This is a genomic window from Hymenobacter sp. UYP22 (genome assembly GCF_040547285.1).
Lineage (GTDB): Bacteria > Bacteroidota > Bacteroidia > Cytophagales > Hymenobacteraceae > Hymenobacter.
Genome location: NZ_JBEPPK010000005.1, coordinates 133,493 through 150,492 on the forward strand (window position 1 = coordinate 133,493; position 17,000 = coordinate 150,492).

The 17,000-nt window shown below is 54.7% G+C and carries 16 protein-coding genes; 10 read left to right on the forward strand and 6 right to left on the reverse strand.

Features of this window, described 5'->3' with window-relative positions:
- The first annotated feature begins 33 nt into the window (after nucleotides 1-33).
- On the forward strand, nucleotides 34-834 hold the full coding sequence (locus ABIB60_RS10820) for an ABC transporter substrate-binding protein (RefSeq protein WP_354579803.1): 801 nt from the start codon (nucleotides 34-36) through the stop codon (nucleotides 832-834).
- Nucleotides 835-1,088: 254 nt separating this feature from the next.
- On the opposite strand, the gene ABIB60_RS10825 is transcribed toward ABIB60_RS10820, so the two are convergent.
- Nucleotides 1,089-2,300 (reverse strand): 3-phosphoshikimate 1-carboxyvinyltransferase, encoded by a 1,212-nt coding sequence (locus tag ABIB60_RS10825; protein ID WP_354579804.1) that lies wholly within the window; start codon nucleotides 2,298-2,300, stop codon nucleotides 1,089-1,091.
- Nucleotides 2,301-2,431: 131 nt separating this feature from the next.
- Complete coding sequence (gene aroB, locus ABIB60_RS10830) at nucleotides 2,432-3,475, reverse strand: 3-dehydroquinate synthase (protein ID WP_354579806.1); 1,044 nt, start codon at nucleotides 3,473-3,475, stop codon at nucleotides 2,432-2,434.
- 127 nt (nucleotides 3,476-3,602) lie between these two features.
- Here aroB and ABIB60_RS10835 point away from each other — a divergent pair, with 127 nt between their 5' ends.
- The 7 genes from ABIB60_RS10835 (at nucleotide 3,603) to lysS (ending at nucleotide 12,504) form a co-directional block, all read left to right on the forward strand.
- On the forward strand, nucleotides 3,603-4,058 hold the full coding sequence (locus ABIB60_RS10835) for a hypothetical protein (RefSeq protein ID WP_354579808.1): 456 nt from the start codon (nucleotides 3,603-3,605) through the stop codon (nucleotides 4,056-4,058).
- Nucleotides 4,059-4,229: 171 nt separating this feature from the next.
- Complete coding sequence (locus ABIB60_RS10840; RefSeq protein ID WP_354579809.1) at nucleotides 4,230-5,420, forward strand: proline dehydrogenase family protein; 1,191 nt, start codon at nucleotides 4,230-4,232, stop codon at nucleotides 5,418-5,420.
- Between the two features lie 138 nt (nucleotides 5,421-5,558).
- Complete coding sequence (locus ABIB60_RS10845; protein ID WP_315999173.1) at nucleotides 5,559-5,927, forward strand: hypothetical protein; 369 nt, start codon at nucleotides 5,559-5,561, stop codon at nucleotides 5,925-5,927.
- Nucleotides 5,928-6,111: 184 nt separating this feature from the next.
- Entirely contained in the window at nucleotides 6,112-6,942 is an 831-nt protein-coding gene (locus ABIB60_RS10850; protein WP_354579811.1) for a hypothetical protein, read from the forward strand.
- 319 nt (nucleotides 6,943-7,261) lie between these two features.
- Nucleotides 7,262-9,409, forward strand: a complete 2,148-nt coding sequence (locus tag ABIB60_RS10855; RefSeq protein WP_354579813.1) for a carboxy terminal-processing peptidase — start codon at nucleotides 7,262-7,264, stop codon at nucleotides 9,407-9,409.
- Nucleotides 9,410-9,644: 235 nt separating this feature from the next.
- Nucleotides 9,645-10,682 carry a hypothetical protein gene (locus ABIB60_RS10860; protein ID WP_354579814.1) on the forward strand — a complete coding sequence of 346 codons (1,038 nt, stop codon included), beginning with the start codon at nucleotides 9,645-9,647 and terminating at the stop codon, nucleotides 10,680-10,682.
- 259 nt (nucleotides 10,683-10,941) lie between these two features.
- The gene (gene lysS / locus ABIB60_RS10865) at nucleotides 10,942-12,504 is read left to right on the forward strand and encodes a lysine--tRNA ligase (RefSeq protein WP_315999169.1); all 1,563 of its coding nucleotides are present in this window, start codon (nucleotides 10,942-10,944) and stop codon (nucleotides 12,502-12,504) included.
- Between the two features lie 567 nt (nucleotides 12,505-13,071).
- Here the strand turns inward: lysS and ABIB60_RS10870 are convergent.
- Nucleotides 13,072-13,437 carry a YtxH domain-containing protein gene (locus ABIB60_RS10870; protein WP_354579816.1) on the reverse strand — a complete coding sequence of 122 codons (366 nt, stop codon included), beginning with the start codon at nucleotides 13,435-13,437 and terminating at the stop codon, nucleotides 13,072-13,074.
- Between the two features lie 148 nt (nucleotides 13,438-13,585).
- The gene (locus ABIB60_RS10875) at nucleotides 13,586-14,020 is read right to left on the reverse strand and encodes a CsbD family protein (protein WP_354579818.1); all 435 of its coding nucleotides are present in this window, start codon (nucleotides 14,018-14,020) and stop codon (nucleotides 13,586-13,588) included.
- A 256-nt stretch (nucleotides 14,021-14,276) separates the two neighbouring features.
- Between ABIB60_RS10875 and ABIB60_RS10880 the strand changes: the two genes are divergently transcribed.
- Nucleotides 14,277-14,522: a Kazal-type serine protease inhibitor family protein gene (locus ABIB60_RS10880; RefSeq protein ID WP_354579820.1), complete on the forward strand. Its 246-nt coding sequence runs from the start codon at nucleotides 14,277-14,279 to the stop codon at nucleotides 14,520-14,522.
- 67 nt (nucleotides 14,523-14,589) lie between these two features.
- The gene (locus tag ABIB60_RS10885) at nucleotides 14,590-14,958 is read left to right on the forward strand and encodes a cupin domain-containing protein (protein WP_354579821.1); all 369 of its coding nucleotides are present in this window, start codon (nucleotides 14,590-14,592) and stop codon (nucleotides 14,956-14,958) included.
- 87 nt (nucleotides 14,959-15,045) lie between these two features.
- Here the strand turns inward: ABIB60_RS10885 and ABIB60_RS10890 are convergent, their stop codons facing one another.
- Both ABIB60_RS10890 and ABIB60_RS10895 read right to left on the reverse strand, forming a co-directional pair.
- Complete coding sequence (locus ABIB60_RS10890; protein ID WP_354579822.1) at nucleotides 15,046-15,810, reverse strand: LytR/AlgR family response regulator transcription factor; 765 nt, start codon at nucleotides 15,808-15,810, stop codon at nucleotides 15,046-15,048.
- A 76-nt stretch (nucleotides 15,811-15,886) separates the two neighbouring features.
- Complete coding sequence (locus tag ABIB60_RS10895) at nucleotides 15,887-16,936, reverse strand: sensor histidine kinase (RefSeq protein ID WP_354579824.1); 1,050 nt, start codon at nucleotides 16,934-16,936, stop codon at nucleotides 15,887-15,889.
- Between the last annotated feature and the right edge of the window lie 64 nt (nucleotides 16,937-17,000).

Consider the following 17,000-nt stretch of genomic DNA (forward strand, 5'->3'; position numbering starts at 1 on the left):
TAGTTTCGGTACTCTCTTTATTCATCAAATCCAATGAATCTGCCCGAACCAGTGGTTCCGCTTACTGTAACCGACCAGATGGGCCGGCGGGTTATGGTGCCTTTCCCGCCCCAGCGGATTGTATCGTTGGTACCATCCCAAACCGAGTTGCTGTTTGCACTGGGGTTGGGCGCACGGGTGGTGGGAGTTACCAAGTTCTGTATTCATCCGGCGCAGGCCCGCAATTCGGCGGCAATTATCGGAGGCACCAAAAATTTCAACTTCGAGAAAATTGACGCCCTGAGGCCCGACCTCATTATTGGCAACAAGGAAGAAAACTACCGGGAAGGCATTGAGCAGCTAGCCCGGCGCTATCCGGTCTGGATGAGTGACATCAACACCTTACCAGATTCGCTGACGATGATCCGGCGGGTAGGGCTGTTAGTGGGCCGCAAGGAGGCCGCCGATAGGCTGGCCGCTGAAATTGCAGCGTCTTTTGCCGTACCGGCAGCACCGGCTACGCTACCATCGGCGGCCTATTTTATCTGGCGGAAACCCTATATGGTAGCCGCTGGCAACACTTTCATTGATGATATGCTTGGGCGGGCAGGCTTTCGTAATGTGTTTAGCAACTTGGGCCGCTACCCTGAAATAACGCCCGAACAGCTGCAGGCCGCTGCTCCCCACCATATTCTACTTTCCTCGGAGCCCTACCCTTTCGGGCAGAAGCACGTTGCGGAATTTCAGGCCATCTGCCCGGATGCTACGATACGGGTTGTGGATGGTGAACTGTTCAGCTGGTATGGTAGCCGCCTCCAGCACTCAGCCGACTACTTTCGGCAACTGCATACCTAATTAACACCGAGGCCACTTATCCGATGCTGATAAGTGGCCTCGGTATATACACCAGGCTGTGTAAACAGTCACGCTTCTTACTCCCAAGCGGAACGTCATGCAGAACATGTGGCGCTTTGAGCCAGTGAGGAAGCATCTCGCGTGCTGACGTTACAAGGATAATCCAGACAGCAGCACGCGAGATGCTTCGCCTCCGGCTCTGCATGACTGACGTTATGTAGGCTTGCTTACTGGCCACACAGCCTAGATTAGAGCTAGAACACCGGCGCTGGAGCTGGGTCAGTTACGAAACCTACTTTTTCCAGCTCCCGCCAAAACTGCGGATACGACTTCCGTACCACGCGGGGCTCTTCAATGGCAAGGGGTCCCAATAAAGCCAGCGGCGCAAACGCCATAGCCATCCGGTGGTCGTGGTAAGTGGCTACCTGCTGGCCTGCTACCCGAAAATCCTCAGATCCGGCCCGGAAGTGCCCCTCGCCCTCATCCACCAAGAACCCACCAAACTTGGCCAGCTCAATCTGCAGAGCGGCAATCCGGTCGGTTTCCTTAATGCGCAGACTTTCCAGTCCGGTCATAATAACGGTAATGCCCAGGGCGGCAGCTACAACGGCCACGGTCTGGGCCAGGTCAGGGCAATCCGTGAAGTCCTGCGTCACTTCTTTGGCCGGCGTGGTTTTGCTGAGTCGTATTTGCTCATCCGCTAAGTACTCGGTGTGCACACCAAGCTGCGCCATGATGCCGGCAATGGCCTGGTCACCCTGCCAGGAGTAGCGGCGCAAAGTGGGCAATGTGAGGTGGGAGCCGGCGGGGGCCAAGGCTACCGCCGCATACCAGTAGCTGGCCGCCGACCAGTCGCCTTCTATGGTGTAATCAGTGGGTTGATAAGCCTGAGGGCGCGCTTCCAGTACCTCACCCAAATCCCGGCACTGCGCCCCGAAGTGCTGCATCAGCGCCTGCGTCATTCGAATGTAAGGCCGGGAGCCCACCTTGCCCTCCAGCCAAATGCGCAAACCATGGGGCAGCGCAGGGCCCACCATCAGTAAGGCCGAAATGTACTGGCTGCTAATGTCGCCGCGTACGCGCAACTCCGTGAAACTGGCCGTTTCTTCAGTGGCGGGCTGAGGTGTGCAGCCCAGTAAGCGCAGGGGCGGGTAGCCTTCCTGATCCAGGTACTCAATGCGGGCTCCAAGTTCGCGCAACGCATCTACCAGCACCCGAATAGGCCGCTCTTTCATACGGGCCGTGCCGGTTAGCTCAATTTGCCGGCCCGTCATGGCCAAATACGCCGTGAGGAAGCGCATAACTGTACCGGCGTCCTCGGCATCCACTACGGTAGCAGCAGGCTGTTGCAGCAGCCGCTGCATAAGCTGGGTGTCGTTGGCATCGGACAGGTTGTGCAGCGTGCCGCCCCCCGCCAGCGCCCGAATGATGAGGGCCCGGTTGCTTTCACTTTTGGAAGCCGGCACTTGTGCAGTGCCGCGCACTGGCCCCACAGGCCCGGTAAGAGTTAGAACAGAGTCGATAATTGGACAAGTACAATGCAGGACGACCAGTGGCCCGACCTAGGTTAAAACAAATGCAACGGACTGATGGCGGCTCAGAGCCGGTGGTAGTGTTGCAGGGAGGCCGCAATTTCGGGCAAAGTCACGGGTTGGTCGTACACTCCGTGGCCAATGCCTTGCAAGAGGGTGCAATTGATGACGCCGGCCGCATTCTTTTTGTCTTGGCGGGCGTATTCGGCAATTGCCTCTGTTTCCAGGCTGATAAACTGGACTTTCTCGAACACCGAAAACAAGAACGTTTCAATCTGCTCCAGCTCTACCTGAGTCAGCAAGCCTTTTTCGTGACTGAGCCAAGCCTCACACATCATTCCCGCTGCCACGGCTTCCCCGTGCAGAATCTCACGGCCGGGCTGCTGTAGCAGGTAGCTCTCCAGAGCGTGGCCTACCGTATGTCCGAAGTTGAGCAGCTTACGCAAGCCATTTTCAAGGGGGTCTTGGGCGACGATGCGCTGCTTCAGGGCCACCGACTCCTCAATGATAAGTGTCCAGTCAGAAATACCCAGCACCCCAACCAGACGGTTACGGCTAAAGGCCTCCGCGTCTGCAATTAGCCAGTGTTTTACCACCTCCGCGTACCCCGATTTCAACTGGCGTGGATCAAGGGTTTGCAGGAAACGCGGATCAATACACACGGCCGCGGGCTCCTGAAAAACGCCCAACTGGTTTTTAAAGCCGATAAAGTCTACCGCCGTTTTGCCGCCTACGCTGGCGTCTACCTGGGCCAGTAACGTGGTAGGCACCTGCACAAACCGGATACCGCGCTTATAGATAGCCGCCGCGAAACCGCCTAGGTCGGTTACCACTCCCCCACCCAAGTTTATCACTAACGCATGGCGGTCGGCTTGAATATCGGTGAGCGTCTGCCATACACTTTCGCAGGTGGCCAACGTTTTAAATTCCTCGCCCGCCGAAATTTCTACCAGGGTATAGCCTGTGGGCAGATGTTGCTCCAATAGAGGCAGGCATAGGCGCGCCGTATGTGTGTCAACTAGCACAGTAATTGAGCTTACTGCTGGTTGTTGAGCTATACGCGCCACTTGCTCCAACGCTGAGGTTCCTATAAACAGTGTTTCGTTCAAAATTTTATGGCTTTTTTAAAAGATTTCGACGAACGGTTGCAAGAAATCAGACAAAATTAGCTTGTTTTGATGCAACTATTTACCTCGAGTTTCCATCATGGATGTGCAACTTACTTTCTATTCAACTATGCGCTCTTTTACTCGTGTTGTATTCATAGTGGGGCTTCCAATAGCCGGAGCTCTGTTTGCCTCCTGTAGCAAGGATGCCATGCCCACTGTGGAGGAAGGCTTAGTCGGCCGCTGGGAATGGCAGCAAACCACTGCTGAAGATCGGCCAGCTCTTACTCCCAGCAATACCAGCCACCAAGTGGTGGTGGAGTTTGACCGCCGTGGTCGGGCCCGCTTTTACCAAGATGGCACTCTGATTAGCGCGGCGGCCTTTTCGGTACGGCGCGAGATGGGTGGCTTCGGTAAGCCGTCCAAGCACCTGATTATTTACCGAGGCTACCAGAACAACCAGTATTACTCGGTTATTGGCAACCGCCTGCAACTGCAGGATACCAGTGGCAAGCTGCTGGCTCATAGCTACACGAGGGTAGTACCCGAAGTGTCGGCCAATCTGCCTGTTCACAAACCACACTAGTACTCATAATGGATATGGCTGGTTGTAAATAGCAAGCGGCGGGAATTTCCCGGCCGCTTTTGGTGGTTTACAGGTTGCCCTTCTTTCCAGCTTTGCTAGTCAAAAAGCAGGATTACGGGTTATCTTTGTGGGCGCAGTCACCACCCATTCCCTGCTCAACCACCCCCATCTATGCCCGTTACGCAAGCCCCCCCAGTTTCTTTCAACGACACGGCCGTTGCATTTGCCTCTAAATCCAACGGAGAGCTGCGCAAAATGTATGCGCTGTTTGCGGCCATGAACAACAACACACTGGTAAAAACCGGGGGTGGCCTCATGAAAACGGCCCTGAAATGGCACATTCCGGGCACGGCCTTTCTGATCAAGAAATCTATCTTTGATCAGTTTTGTGGAGGTGAAACCATTCAGGAATGCCTGCCCGTGATTCAGGAGTTGGGGCGCTACAACATCGGAACCATCCTCGATTACTCGGTGGAAGGCGAGGGGAACGATAAGAGCTTTGATGCCACTACTACCGAGATTCTGGCAACTATTGAGCTAGCGGGTCGCTCCCAGCACATTCCCTTCTCGGTATTTAAGGTGACGGGTGTTGGAGATGCCGGCATTTTGGAAAAGGTGCAGGCAGGCAAGGCCCTGACGGCAGCCGAGCAGCTGAGCTATGAAAAAACCCGTAAGCGAATTAATGCAATTTGTGCGCGTGCTCATCAGCATGGCGTCCGGGTTTTTGTAGATGCCGAGGAAAGCTGGTTCCAGGACACCATTGATCAGCTAACCTACGAGATGATGCACCGCTATAACCGGGAGTCTGCCATCGTCTGGAATACTTATCAACTCTACCGCCACGACCGGCTGGAGGCGTTGGAAAAGGCTTATGCTGATGCCGTGGCCGGCGGCTATTATTTGGGCGGAAAGCTCGTCCGGGGCGCTTATATGGAGAAAGAAGCCCGCGTGGCTGCTCAGCAGGGGCGCCAAAACCCAATTAACGCTACCAAAAACGCTACCGATGATCTGTATGACAATGCTTTGCGCTTCTGCGTAAAGCACATTGACCGCATCAGTATTTGCGCTGGTACGCACAATGAAGCCAGTTCTCTGCTGCTTACTCAGCTGATGCAGGAGCAAGGTGTTCAACCGGCCGACCCCCGCATCTGGTTTGCCCAGCTCTTTGGCATGAGTGATAACCTCACGTACAATCTGGCCCACGCTGGTTACAATACAGCCAAGTATGTTCCCTACGGACCGGTAGCCGCCGTTATGCCCTACTTGCTGCGCCGGGCCGACGAAAATACGGCCATTGCCGGCCAAACCAGCCGGGAGTTTATGTTGATTCAAAAGGAGATGAACCGCCGGAAGGTACAATAGCAGTACTTGGTGCCAACCAGGTAAATATCTGAACGGCACAGTTTTTGGCAAGCGCGAGTCCGTGACGGTAAGGGAAGCCCTACCGTCACGGACTTTTTTTGTTACATTCCGCTTTCAACTCCACCATCCTCCCTGCCCATGACTGGCCGAGTACGCAGCCATTTGATCCGCTTTTCTCGCACGCAAGTAGGTACTACCAGCTACCTCAACCTGGTTCAGGAAGCCGAGCTTGGCTTGAATCTGGACATCTCCCACGAAAAAGCCCGCCTCAACGAGATTCTGGCTGAAATATCCACCAACGAGTACGAAGCAGGCCGCCCAATTCTAAGTTGCCTGGTAAAGGTAGAAGGCTCTAAAGGGCAAGGTGATGCTTTCTACAAACTGTGTGAGCGGCTCGGGCTAGGCGAATGGCGCACATTAAAGCAACAGGAGAATTTCCTGAAAGACATGCGCCGGGAGTGCCGGGCCTTTTGGCAGGATAACAAGAATTTTGAAAATTTTGGGTAAGCAAAAAATGGCGTTTTTGGCTTGTTGATGGGCTTATTGCATGAATAAATAGGAGTGGTCGGGTACATAATCTGCAACCCCGCTACTGTGGTTGCGTTAAGGACTCTCGAAACCCTGCGGCGGACTCCTTTCCCATAGCCCCGCTGGCGTCTCTCTCCTATTCATTCATTAATTCTCCACCCCCATGAACAACGATTCGATCAACCCCACTAATTCTGGTACTGGTTCAGGCGCTAACTACGGTACTGGCTCGGCTGGTACAGGCTACGGCACAGGTGCCAACACTACCTCTAGCGGCAATATGGGTAACTCGTCGACGGGCGATTCTTCACTCTCCGGCGCAGATAACAATCCTCATCATGACTACAGCGCCACCCAGAAGGGTGCAGCCGTAGCTGGCTCGGTAGGCGCAGCAGTTGGTGCTGGCATTGATGCCACGCAAAATGCTGCTGGCGACGCCGCCCGTGCCGTAACCGGTAGCAACCACACGTACGGTTCAGGCAGCAACTACACCACGGGCTCGTTCCGTGACCGTGACAGCGCTGAGCGTGCTTACCAGTCGCTTTCGTCGCGTGGTTACACCAAAGACGATGTAAACCTGCTGATGTCGGATGATACCCGCAAGCGTCACTTCGGCGACGAGACTCCTGAAACCGAACTCGGTGACAAAGCCATGGAAGGTGCCGGTGTAGGCTCGGCCATTGGTGGTACTGCTGGTGCCGTTATTGGTGCTATTGCTGCCATTGGTACTTCAGTAGCTCTACCCGGCCTGGGTCTGATCATTGCTGGTCCTATTGCTGCTGCCTTGGCTGGCGCTGGTGCCGGTGGCCTGACGGGCGGCCTGGTAGGTGCGCTGGTAGGTTCGGGTATTCCTGAAGAGCACGCTACTGAGTACGAATCTGACGTAAAAAGCGGCAACATCGTAATGGGTGTACGCCCTCGCAACGAGGAAGACGCTCGTTACTTCGAAGAAGAGTTCCGTCGTAGCAGCGGTGACAAAGTACGTCGCTACTAGTCTCAGCTTCAATAGCTTTTAAAGAGGGCTCCTCCCGTGTTGGGAGGAGCCCTCTTTTTTGTAATATCCCAATAGTCGGCTCATCACTTGTTCATCTTTGGGGGGTTTACTTTTCGAACCCCTATATTCACGGGTAGCTACGTACGGTTGATGCAACCTCTGGGCCTGTTTCGAGCCCTTTACCAAGTTAAGCGTACCGTCGCGGGGCACTTATATAACAGGTGGCACGTTGTATGTACAACCGGTAGCTTAGGCTCTGCGTAGCCCAATTGCAGGGTAGTCCCTGATTCCGATTTTTTTCATTTCATCCCGTTAGTTCATGTCTTCCCCCCGACTCAAAATAGGCTTGTATGCCTCTGTGTTGCTGGCGGTGTTTGTGCTGGCTTCCTACAAGCTATACCGGCGCAACGACGGCAGTTCCCCGCAGAAGGACGAGGTTCTCATAAAGGCCATGTTATCGGGCCTAAGCCAAGCCCATTACCAGCCTGAGCGCATTGATGATGCCTTTTCCAAGCGCGTTTTCGATTTGTACCTTAAGCGCCTGGATGGCAGCAAGAAATTTCTGCTTCAGTCTGATGTAGCGGCTTTGTCGCAGTACCAGAAGAGCATTGACGACGAAGTGCAACGCGGCACCCACGAGTTCTTAGACAAGAGCACGGAGCTTATGAGCCAGCGGGTGAAGGACGTGCAGGGCTTGTACCGGGAAATCCTGGCTCAGCCTTTTGACTTTACCACGGAAGAGACGTTTGAGACCGAGCCCGACAAGGCCAACTTTGCTGCTAATGCTACCGCTCAGCGCGAAGAGTGGCGCAAGTTTCTGAAGTACCAGACGTTGGTGCGGGTTTCGGAGATGATGGATGAGCAGGCCAAGAAGAAGGATAAGCCCTTGGCTTTTACCACGGCTACTCCTTCGGCAGCTACCACTTCTGAGCCCACCCGTACGCCTGCCCAAATGGAGGTGGAAGCCCGCAAGCGGGTGCTGAAGTACTTTGATGATTACTTCAAGGATTTGTCGCAGACGGACGCCAACGACCGGCTGGCTATGTACGCCAACGTTATTGCCAACACCTACGACCCCCATACGGAATACTTTGCCCCTCGCGACAAAGACAACTTTGATATTGCCATGACGGGCCGTTTTGAAGGTATTGGGGCCACGCTGCAGGAGAAGGATGGTCAGATTAAGGTGGCTGACATCGTTCCAGGCTCGGCTTCTTACCGGCAGGGTGAGCTGAAAGCCGGTGATGCCATTATCCGGGTAGCACAGGGTGCCGAGGAGCCAGTATCAGTGGAGGGCTGGCGCTTGGATAAAGCCATCACGCTGATTCGTGGTAAGAAGGGAACCCAGGTTCGTCTGACTGTTCGTAAGCCTGACAACAGCACCAAGATTATTCCCATCATCCGCGACGTGGTTGTAATTGAGGAAACCTACGCTCAATCGGCTACTATTGACGAGAAAGGCAAGAAGCTAGGCTATATCAAGCTGCCAAACTTCTACGCTGACTTCAACGATAACGGCGGCCGTAGCTCGGCTGCTGATGTGAAGAAAGAACTGGAGAAGCTGAAGCAGGAGAATGTGCAGGGCGTAGTGCTCGATCTGCGCTTCAATGGCGGTGGCTCCTTGCAGGATGCAGTAGAAATGGCCGGCTTATTTATTGACAGCGGCCCCGTAGTGCAGGTGCGTGGCGGTCAGGGTGCCCCCACCATCCTCAACGACCGTGACCCCCGGGTACAGTACAGCGGCCCCCTGGTAGTGCTGGTGAATAAGTACAGTGCCTCCGCATCGGAAATTTTGGCGGCAGCTATTCAGGATTACAAGCGCGGCGTAATCATGGGTTCGGCCAGCACGTATGGCAAAGGCACTGTACAGCGTATTTTCGACCTGGACGACGCCATGCCTGCTGAGTTCAACAGCATTAAGCCATTCGGTTCGCTGAAACTGACTACGCAGAAGTTCTACCGCATCAATGGTGGCTCTACGCAGTTCAAAGGTGTTATTCCGGATATCGTTCTGCCCGACGCGTATAGCTACCTCGACCAAGGCGAAAAAGAAACCGACTACCCTTTGAAGTGGGACGAGATTACGCCAGCCCGCTACCGCGCCTGGAGCAATGCTCCTGCCATCGACAAGTTGCGGCAGGCCAGCACAGCCCGGGTTAATACCAGCCCTAGCTTCAAGCAGCTTTCCGATATGGTACAGCGCATGGTAAAGCGTAAGGATGATACCAAAGTGTCGCTGAAGCTGGTAAACTACCGTGCTGAACAGGTGCAGGCCAAAACGGAATCGGATAAGTACGAGGCCATCCAGAATGCGGCCCAGCCCATGGCTATTGCCCCTCTGGCTTTCGATATCCGTCAGATAGGTGCTGATACCATTAAAGTAAACCGCGCCTCGCGCTTCGTTAAGCCCCTCAAAAAGGATATTACCCTGCGTGAGGCCGTAGCAGTGCTGAAAGACCAGATTTAAGCACCGAGTGCCGATAGTAAGTAAATAAAAAGCCTCCCGGCTGTAGTCGGGAGGCTTTTTTGTGCCCTACACTTCACGATGAAATGTGTTAGTAAATCAACCTTAAAATCCAGACGTCATCAACAAACTATCATGACAAATAAATAACTTATAGTCAGTAACTTACATACTATTTTATATTGCACATATTTTTAGCAAATAAGAACCTATTTATTAGTATCTTGGTTGAGTAGATATGACAACGAACGACATGGAAACGCCCATCATCCCGCTGATTACCGAAGAGCAAAAGCAAGCCGAAGAAACCTGGCGCAAATCGATTCCGGCGCAGGTGTTTCTGAATTACTTCTTTGCTATCAACTACCACATCGAGCAGGCCGACGACACTACTGGTGGCCTGCAGCATCTGCCGTTTTTCCGGGCCCACCAGGCTGAGTTGACCGACACGGATGTGCAGGCTATTACCAAATTGCTGCACGCCAGCTGGAGCACGGAGTATGCGCTGCGTGCTACGGCCGAACTGGGTGACGAGGATTACCTGCGCAATGCCTTGCATTGGACCTTTCCGCAGGCTTACCATACCATTACGGCCGGTTTACAGGCTTTCCTGTACACGGCTGGTGTGCGCAGCGCTAACCCTTCCCTTATCCGCCGGGAAGTGGGCCGTCTGGTAGTACGCAATGCTTACCCGCGTCCGGTTTCCTTTTACGCGGCCGGGGCTTACGGTGATTTTAGCATTCATCGGTTGCCCCTGGCCGGCTACAAAGCAGGCCTGCATATTGCCGGCAAGGAGATTGACGCCCAGGCCCAGATTGGCCAATTCCTGCGGACCACCCGCAAGATTAAGGCACAGGCTACGCGTTTGCAGGTGCAGGCCAACCCCAACACGGCTATTCGCAGCCAGAAGACCGGCAAAGTGCTGGACAAGTGGACGGCCGCGCACTGGCAGCAGATTACCTGGCGCTTGGGCTACACTACCATCTTCGACTTGCTGGGCCGCCTGCGCATCTCGCAGACCAGTCGGGAAATTGAGCGGTTTGTGGAGGCGGATATCGACTTCCAGCTGTTCCATCAGTCCCTGCTCAACATTGTGAGCTACCTCAACGGCGTGCACGAAACCTACGTGGCCAAAGCCCTGGGCCTAGAGCGTTACCAGCAGCTAGTAGCCGAGCTGCCCAAGCACCTGCAAAATACCTTTGTGCAGGAACGCCTGCGCACCCGCATTGAGCCTACGCTCAGCGACGAAGCGCCTACGCTGCGCATGGCCGCCTAAAGGGCAACCCTATTCTCCGACCTTTTTTAGCTCCGACTCCATATACACGTAAGCGCCGGCCTTTTGGGTCGGCGCTTTTTGCTTGCGGTGGGTTACGGCTGCTTCAACGATTTAAAATAATTTCTTCAATCCCCTCACTGCTAATCCCAAGCCACTGAGAAGTAAATCCGTGAAATCCGATGAATCCGTCTAAATCCGTGATTATTTTTGCAGCTTGATTTGGCGGCCCCGTTGGGGTCTTGTTTTTACTCATCGTACCATGCAGCACCTCAGCGAACAGGAGATAATCCGTCGTAACAAACTGGAAGAACTCCAGAAGCTCGGCATCGAGCCCTACCCCTCCGAGTTGTTCGACGTGAACTTCTACGCCCAGGAAATCCTCGAGAATTATCATCCCGAGCTCAACAACTTTCAGGATGTGAGCCTGGCGGGCCGCCTGATGTCAATTCGGGTAAAGGGCAAGGCCTCGTTTGCTGAACTGCAGGATGCTTCGGGCCGCATTCAGCTCTACATCAACCGGGACGAAATTTGCCCCGGTGAAGACAAGGAGCTGTACAATACCGTCTTCAAGAAACTGCTGGACCTGGGCGACTTTGTGGGTGTGAAGGGCCACGTGTTCAAGACGATGGTAGGGGAAACCTCCATCCACGTTACGGGGCTTACGGTGCTGAGCAAAAGCCTGCGCCCCCTGCCCGTAGTAAAGGAGCGTACCGATGAGGCTACCGGCGAAAAAGTTACTTACGATGCCTTCTCCGACCCGGAACAGCGCTACCGCCAGCGGTACGTAGATTTGGTGGTGAACCCGCACGTGCGCGAAGCCTTCATTAAGCGCACCCAGCTGGTACAGGCCATGCGCAACTACCTCAACGACAAAGGCTATCTGGAGGTGGAAACACCGATTCTGCAGCCTTTGTACGGTGGTGCCGCTGCCCGGCCATTCAAAACCCACCACAACACGCTGGACATGACGCTGTATTTGCGCATTGCCAACGAGCTGTACCTAAAGCGCCTGATTGTGGGCGGTTTTGACGGCGTATACGAGTTCAGCAAGGACTTCCGCAACGAGGGCATGAGCCGGTTCCATAACCCCGAGTTCACCCAGATGGAGCTGTACGTAGCCTACAAGGACTACTATTGGATGATGGACCTGGTAGAGGAGATGGTGGAGCGCGTAGCCCTCGCCCTGCACGGCAAAACCGAAGTACAGGTAGGTGAGAACCTCATCAACTTCCAGCGCCCCTGGAAGCGCTTTACCATGGCCGAATCCATTGAGCACTTCACGGGCTTTAACATTGACGGCAAGAGCGAGGATGAACTGCGCGCCGCCGCCAAGGAGCTGAAAGTGGGCCTTGACCCCAGCATGGGCAAAGCCAAAATCATTGACGAAATCTTTGGGGAGCACGTGGAGCCCAAGCTCATCCAGCCCACCTTCATCACCGATTATCCGGTGGAGATGTCGCCGCTGGCGAAGAAGCACCGCAGCAAGCCAGGTTTGGTGGAGCGCTTTGAAGCCATTTGCAACGGCAAAGAAATCTGTAACGCCTTCTCTGAACTCAATGACCCCATCGATCAGCGCCAACGCTTCGAGGACCAATTGGAACTGGGCAAGCGCGGCGACACCGAGGCCATGGTACTCGACGAGGACTTCTTGCGGGCCCTGGAATACGGTATGCCACCTACGGCTGGCTTGGGCATTGGTATTGACCGCCTGAGCATGATTATGACGAATTCCAACTCCATCCAAGATGTACTCTTCTTCCCGCAGATGAAGCCGGAGTTCACGAAGTCGGAAAACGCCCCGAAGCCTGAAACGGAGGAATAAGCCCCGGTTTAGAACCAGCGTAAAATCAGAAAGCCTCCTGCCAGTAGTGGCAGGAGGCTTTCTTTTGTAACTGACTGATTATTCTGCTAAACAGGAGAAATTCTGAAGAAGCTTGCGATGAGCGTGTACGATTTTACTGGTGGGTCTTGTTAACCATTCTCCAACAGAAGCTCTACAGCCGGCAATTTTACAACAGATGCCTGTTCAACATCTTGTAAGTCGGTTATGTATGCTTTAACGCCCGTGCCAGGAGAAGGTTACAAATCAGCGAGAAATAATTACTTCACACTGGTTGCTACGAAAGCAAGAAAGCCTCCCGTCAAAATATGGACGGGAGGCTTTCCTATTATACAACCAACTTACCCTTCAGAAAGGGGTGTACCAGAGAAGCGTGCGATGGGCAACGTGTGATTTTACTAGCGGGTTGTTTTACCAGTTCCTACCAGAAGCTCCACGGCCGGCAATTTTACTCTTGTAACCTCTCCTATCTTCTTTTAAGACGGTTGTATGTTCTTCAACGAAGCAGCATGATTAAGGTTACTCCTCCACAAAGAATTTTTCATCTTTCTAGCCCCGGTACCCTGGCTGATGCCGGGAGTCGCCACCAATGCCGTCGTAGTCTGAGTCTGAATCTGACCCTATATCGGAGTCTGAGCTACCGGATTGATTTAGAGAGCTCAGCAGTTCATCGGCGGTAGTACGGTCGGTGCGGTGTTGCTCCGAATCGGCAGGGGCTTGGTCCTTTAGCGAGCTGAGCCGGCTTTTGCCATCTTTGAGAAGCTTGTTGAGGTCGTCGTTGAGGCGGGAGGCAGACTTTTTCAGGCCGGCCCGTGCATCATCACCGGTTTCGGGAGCCAGTAACAGCCCGGCCACTACACCAGCCGCGGCACCGGCTAGCAATGATAGAATCACTTTGCCTTTGGTATCTTCCATAACGCAGAGAAAGTAAGGTGAGGAAATGTAAATGAAATAAGCTCCTGCTTTAGACTTACGCTAACGGGGTTAACGACTTCTACCCAAAGAGGTTAAAAAAAACCCCGGCCTTGCTAAAAGGCCGGGGTTTTACAAGGCACTGTTTGACCTACAGGTCGTTCAGCATTTTTACTACTTCGTGCTTGGCTTTGCCCAGCTTGTTCTGCAGGCGGCCTACCAGCTCATCACCTTTGCCTTCAGCGTAGTCCAGGTCCTCGTCCGACAGCTGAGCGTACTGCTGCTTCAGCTTGCCTTTGGCCTCGTCCCAGTTGCCTTTCAGCTTCAGCTTGGAACCGGCACCCGAGATACCCAGGTCTTCCAGCTTTTCGATGTAGCCTTTGAATTTCGAGTCGAGGTCCTCGCCGTATTTGGAAAGCTGCTCGCCCAATTGGCCACTGTATTTGGTGGCAGCGGAGCCAAGTTTTTCGCGGGTAGCTTTGCCTTTATCGGGAGCCATCAGCAGACCAGCAATGATACCAGCACCGGCACCGGCCAGAGCAGCGAGGAGAATTTTACCGGAGTTGTCTTCTTCGTGGTACGACATGATTTGGGGGGGGAGAGAATGAATGAGAAATTGGGTTCAGAATAAGACCGGCGTTGCTGTTGAGGTAGCGGCCGGTTATGGGCAGCTATACGCACCGGGGCAGCCGGGGTTTTGCTGCACGAAAAAATTAGCCTCTCCAAATATTTGATTTTTCTATCCTTGGTACGCCCCCGGCTGTATTTTGCCGTACACTACGCACCTTTCTGGCTTGGTCGCCGGCTCCGGCACCGGCCACGTATCCTCCACCTCCTGCCCCATGCACAAACTCCTTGCTTGCACAGTCGCACTCCTGTCTTTGGCAGGCTGCCAGCGCGAAACCGCCTCCTCTGCTGATTGCATTGACCCCAGCAAAATCAAAGCCGACGCTATGTGTACTATGGAGTATGCGCCCGTATGCGGCTGCAACAACCAAACCTACGGCAATGCGTGCCAGGCTACCAATGCGGGCGTAAAAACCTACACGAAAGGCCCTTGCCCAGACGCCGCCCAGCCCAAAGGCTAGTAGGACTATTTGCCTGCAAGCTGGCCCCTAACAGCTTGCTATACCGTTCTTTATTTCCCTCGCTACCATGTCAGAGAAACGCTATTTTCGCCAGCAGAACCCATTTGTAGTACCTACCACCGATGGCAAACTCATTGAGGAGCATATTGGGTTGGCTAGTTCTGGCACCGGCCAATACAGTGTAGCGCATATGGTGGCTCCGCCCCAGTGGAGCGAGCCGCACCAGCGCCCTGAGTTCGATGAAGTCACGATTGTGGTACGGGGCCGCAAGCGGTTTGAAATTGACGGTGACGTGGTAGAGCTTGGGGCAGGAGAATCATTGCTTATTAAGGCTGGAGCACGGGTGCGTTACTCTAACCCCTTCGATGCTGAGTGCGAGTATTGGTCGGTGTGTGTACCGGCCTTCTCGCCCGCCACCGTTCACCGCGAAGAATAGAGCTACTTGGTCGTTCCAGAAATGCAAGAGAGGCCGCCACTTCTCGTTTAGGCGAGGAATAGCGGGCTCTTTTATGCTGGCCGGCGGTTATTTCAGGCCCACCCAGCGGCGGAGTTCGGGGGTGCGGTGGGTGCTGGCGGTGAGGCTAACAGGTTGGTTGCGCAAGTGTACCACCAACGTATCGTTGAAGTAGGGCTCCAGCCGCTCAATGGCGCTGAGCTGCACGATTTCGGTGCGGTTGAGGCGAAAGAAGCGGGCCGGGTCGAGTTGAGTTTCGAGCTGGCTGAGGGTTTCGTTGAGCACAAAGGCCCTCCCCTGGGTATCAAGCGCGTGCGTAACGCCGTTGCGCAGCTGGAAATACGCCAGATCGGCCACATCAAGCAGATACAGGCCTTGCCGTGACTTGCTAACGAGTCGCTGCTTGTAGGATGGGGCTGGCGCGGCACTGCTCAGCGTAGCGGCCAACTGCTGCAGCGCCGCCCCCTGAAATGACTGCCGCAGCCGCTCAAACTTCTGCATGGCAGCGGCAAATTGCGCGTATTGCACCGGCTTGAGCACGTAGGCAATGCCGTTCTGCTCAAAAGCCTGCACCAGAAACGAGTCGTAGGCCGTGAAGAAGATGACTGGGCTGCTGACGGTTACCTGCCCAAACAGCTGGAATACATTGCCATCAAGCAGTTCGATATCTGACAAAATAAGGTCTGGGGCCGGGTGTTGGCGCAGGAAATCTGCCGCTTCGCTCACTTGCTGACACTCACCTACTATAGTAGCGGTTGGGGCGTACTGGAGCGCAAAGCGGCGTAGCTGGTCGAGGGCCGGCTCCTCGTCTTCAATCAACAGCAAGCGTAGCATGAGGTGAGTAGTTAGCAGTAAGAAACTACGATAATGCAGAAAAGCGAAACTGAGCAGAGAGCATACGAACCGGGTTTTACTCTACCTTATTTGGCACTGAGGCGTGGCGTACGAGCGGCAATGTTACGCTGAACTGCTCCGGGGTGTCGTCGATGCGTACAGGCGTATCATGGAGTAACGCCAGACGGGCGCGCAGCCCGGCCAGGCCGCTGCCTTCGCCGGGGGCGGGCACCGGCCGGGGCTGGCGGGCATGGCTTACCTGCAGGCTGGAGGCCGTGAGGGTGAGGCGCACACGCAGGGGCCGGGTGCGGCTGCCCAGGTTATGTTTGAGGGCATTGGTAAGCAACTCCTGCCCCACCCCGGGCGGAATCAGCAGGTGCTGGAGTTCCTGGGCAGATACCTGTACGTCCTCCTCAAACACGTACGCAGCCCCAAAACGCCGCTGCAACAGAAATTGGTAGTCGTGCAAAAAGACCAGTTCCTCGGCTACGGGCACGGCATCCTGCTGGCGAGTACGCACGAGGTAGCGGTAGAGGCTGGCCAAGTGGGTTACGTAGTCGTGGGCGGTGGTATTGCCGGGTTCAATGAGGGCGGCCAAGATATTGAGGTTGTTGAACAGAAAATGCGGATCTACGTGCTGCTGCAAAGCCTGCAAGCGGGCCTTCGTGGCTTCTTTTTCCAGCCGCTCCACCTCCACCCGCACTTGGGCGGCGTGCTGCTGGTAGAGAAAAGGCAGGTACACGCTGCCCACCAGCAAGTACAAAAACGCATCCGACGACAAGCCGCGTACCAGGGAGTACCAGTTGCCAAAGTCGCCGCGCGCCACGCCGGTTAGCACCAGCAGACCATTCAGTAGCTGCAGCCCACCCACGAAGAGCAGCCCCCCGCGCCATAGCAACCCAAAGTAGTAGTTGGCCCGGCCACTAGCCCGCCCCGAGCGGGTGGCGCGGGCGTGCAGCCAGTCGAGCACGTACACCACCAACAAGGCCTCTAGAAACAGCCAGAGCGGCGCGTCCGGAAACAGGTAGAATTCCTCAACCGTTACCGCCATAGTCAGGCGCGTGTAGAGCGCCAGCAGCACCGACAGCACCAACACAAACAGGTAAAACCAGGGCTTTTTACGCATGAGAGAAAAAGTGCGGCGGCAAGCTAAGGAAGTTGTTTTTCATCCGGAGCTGGCGCAGGATAAG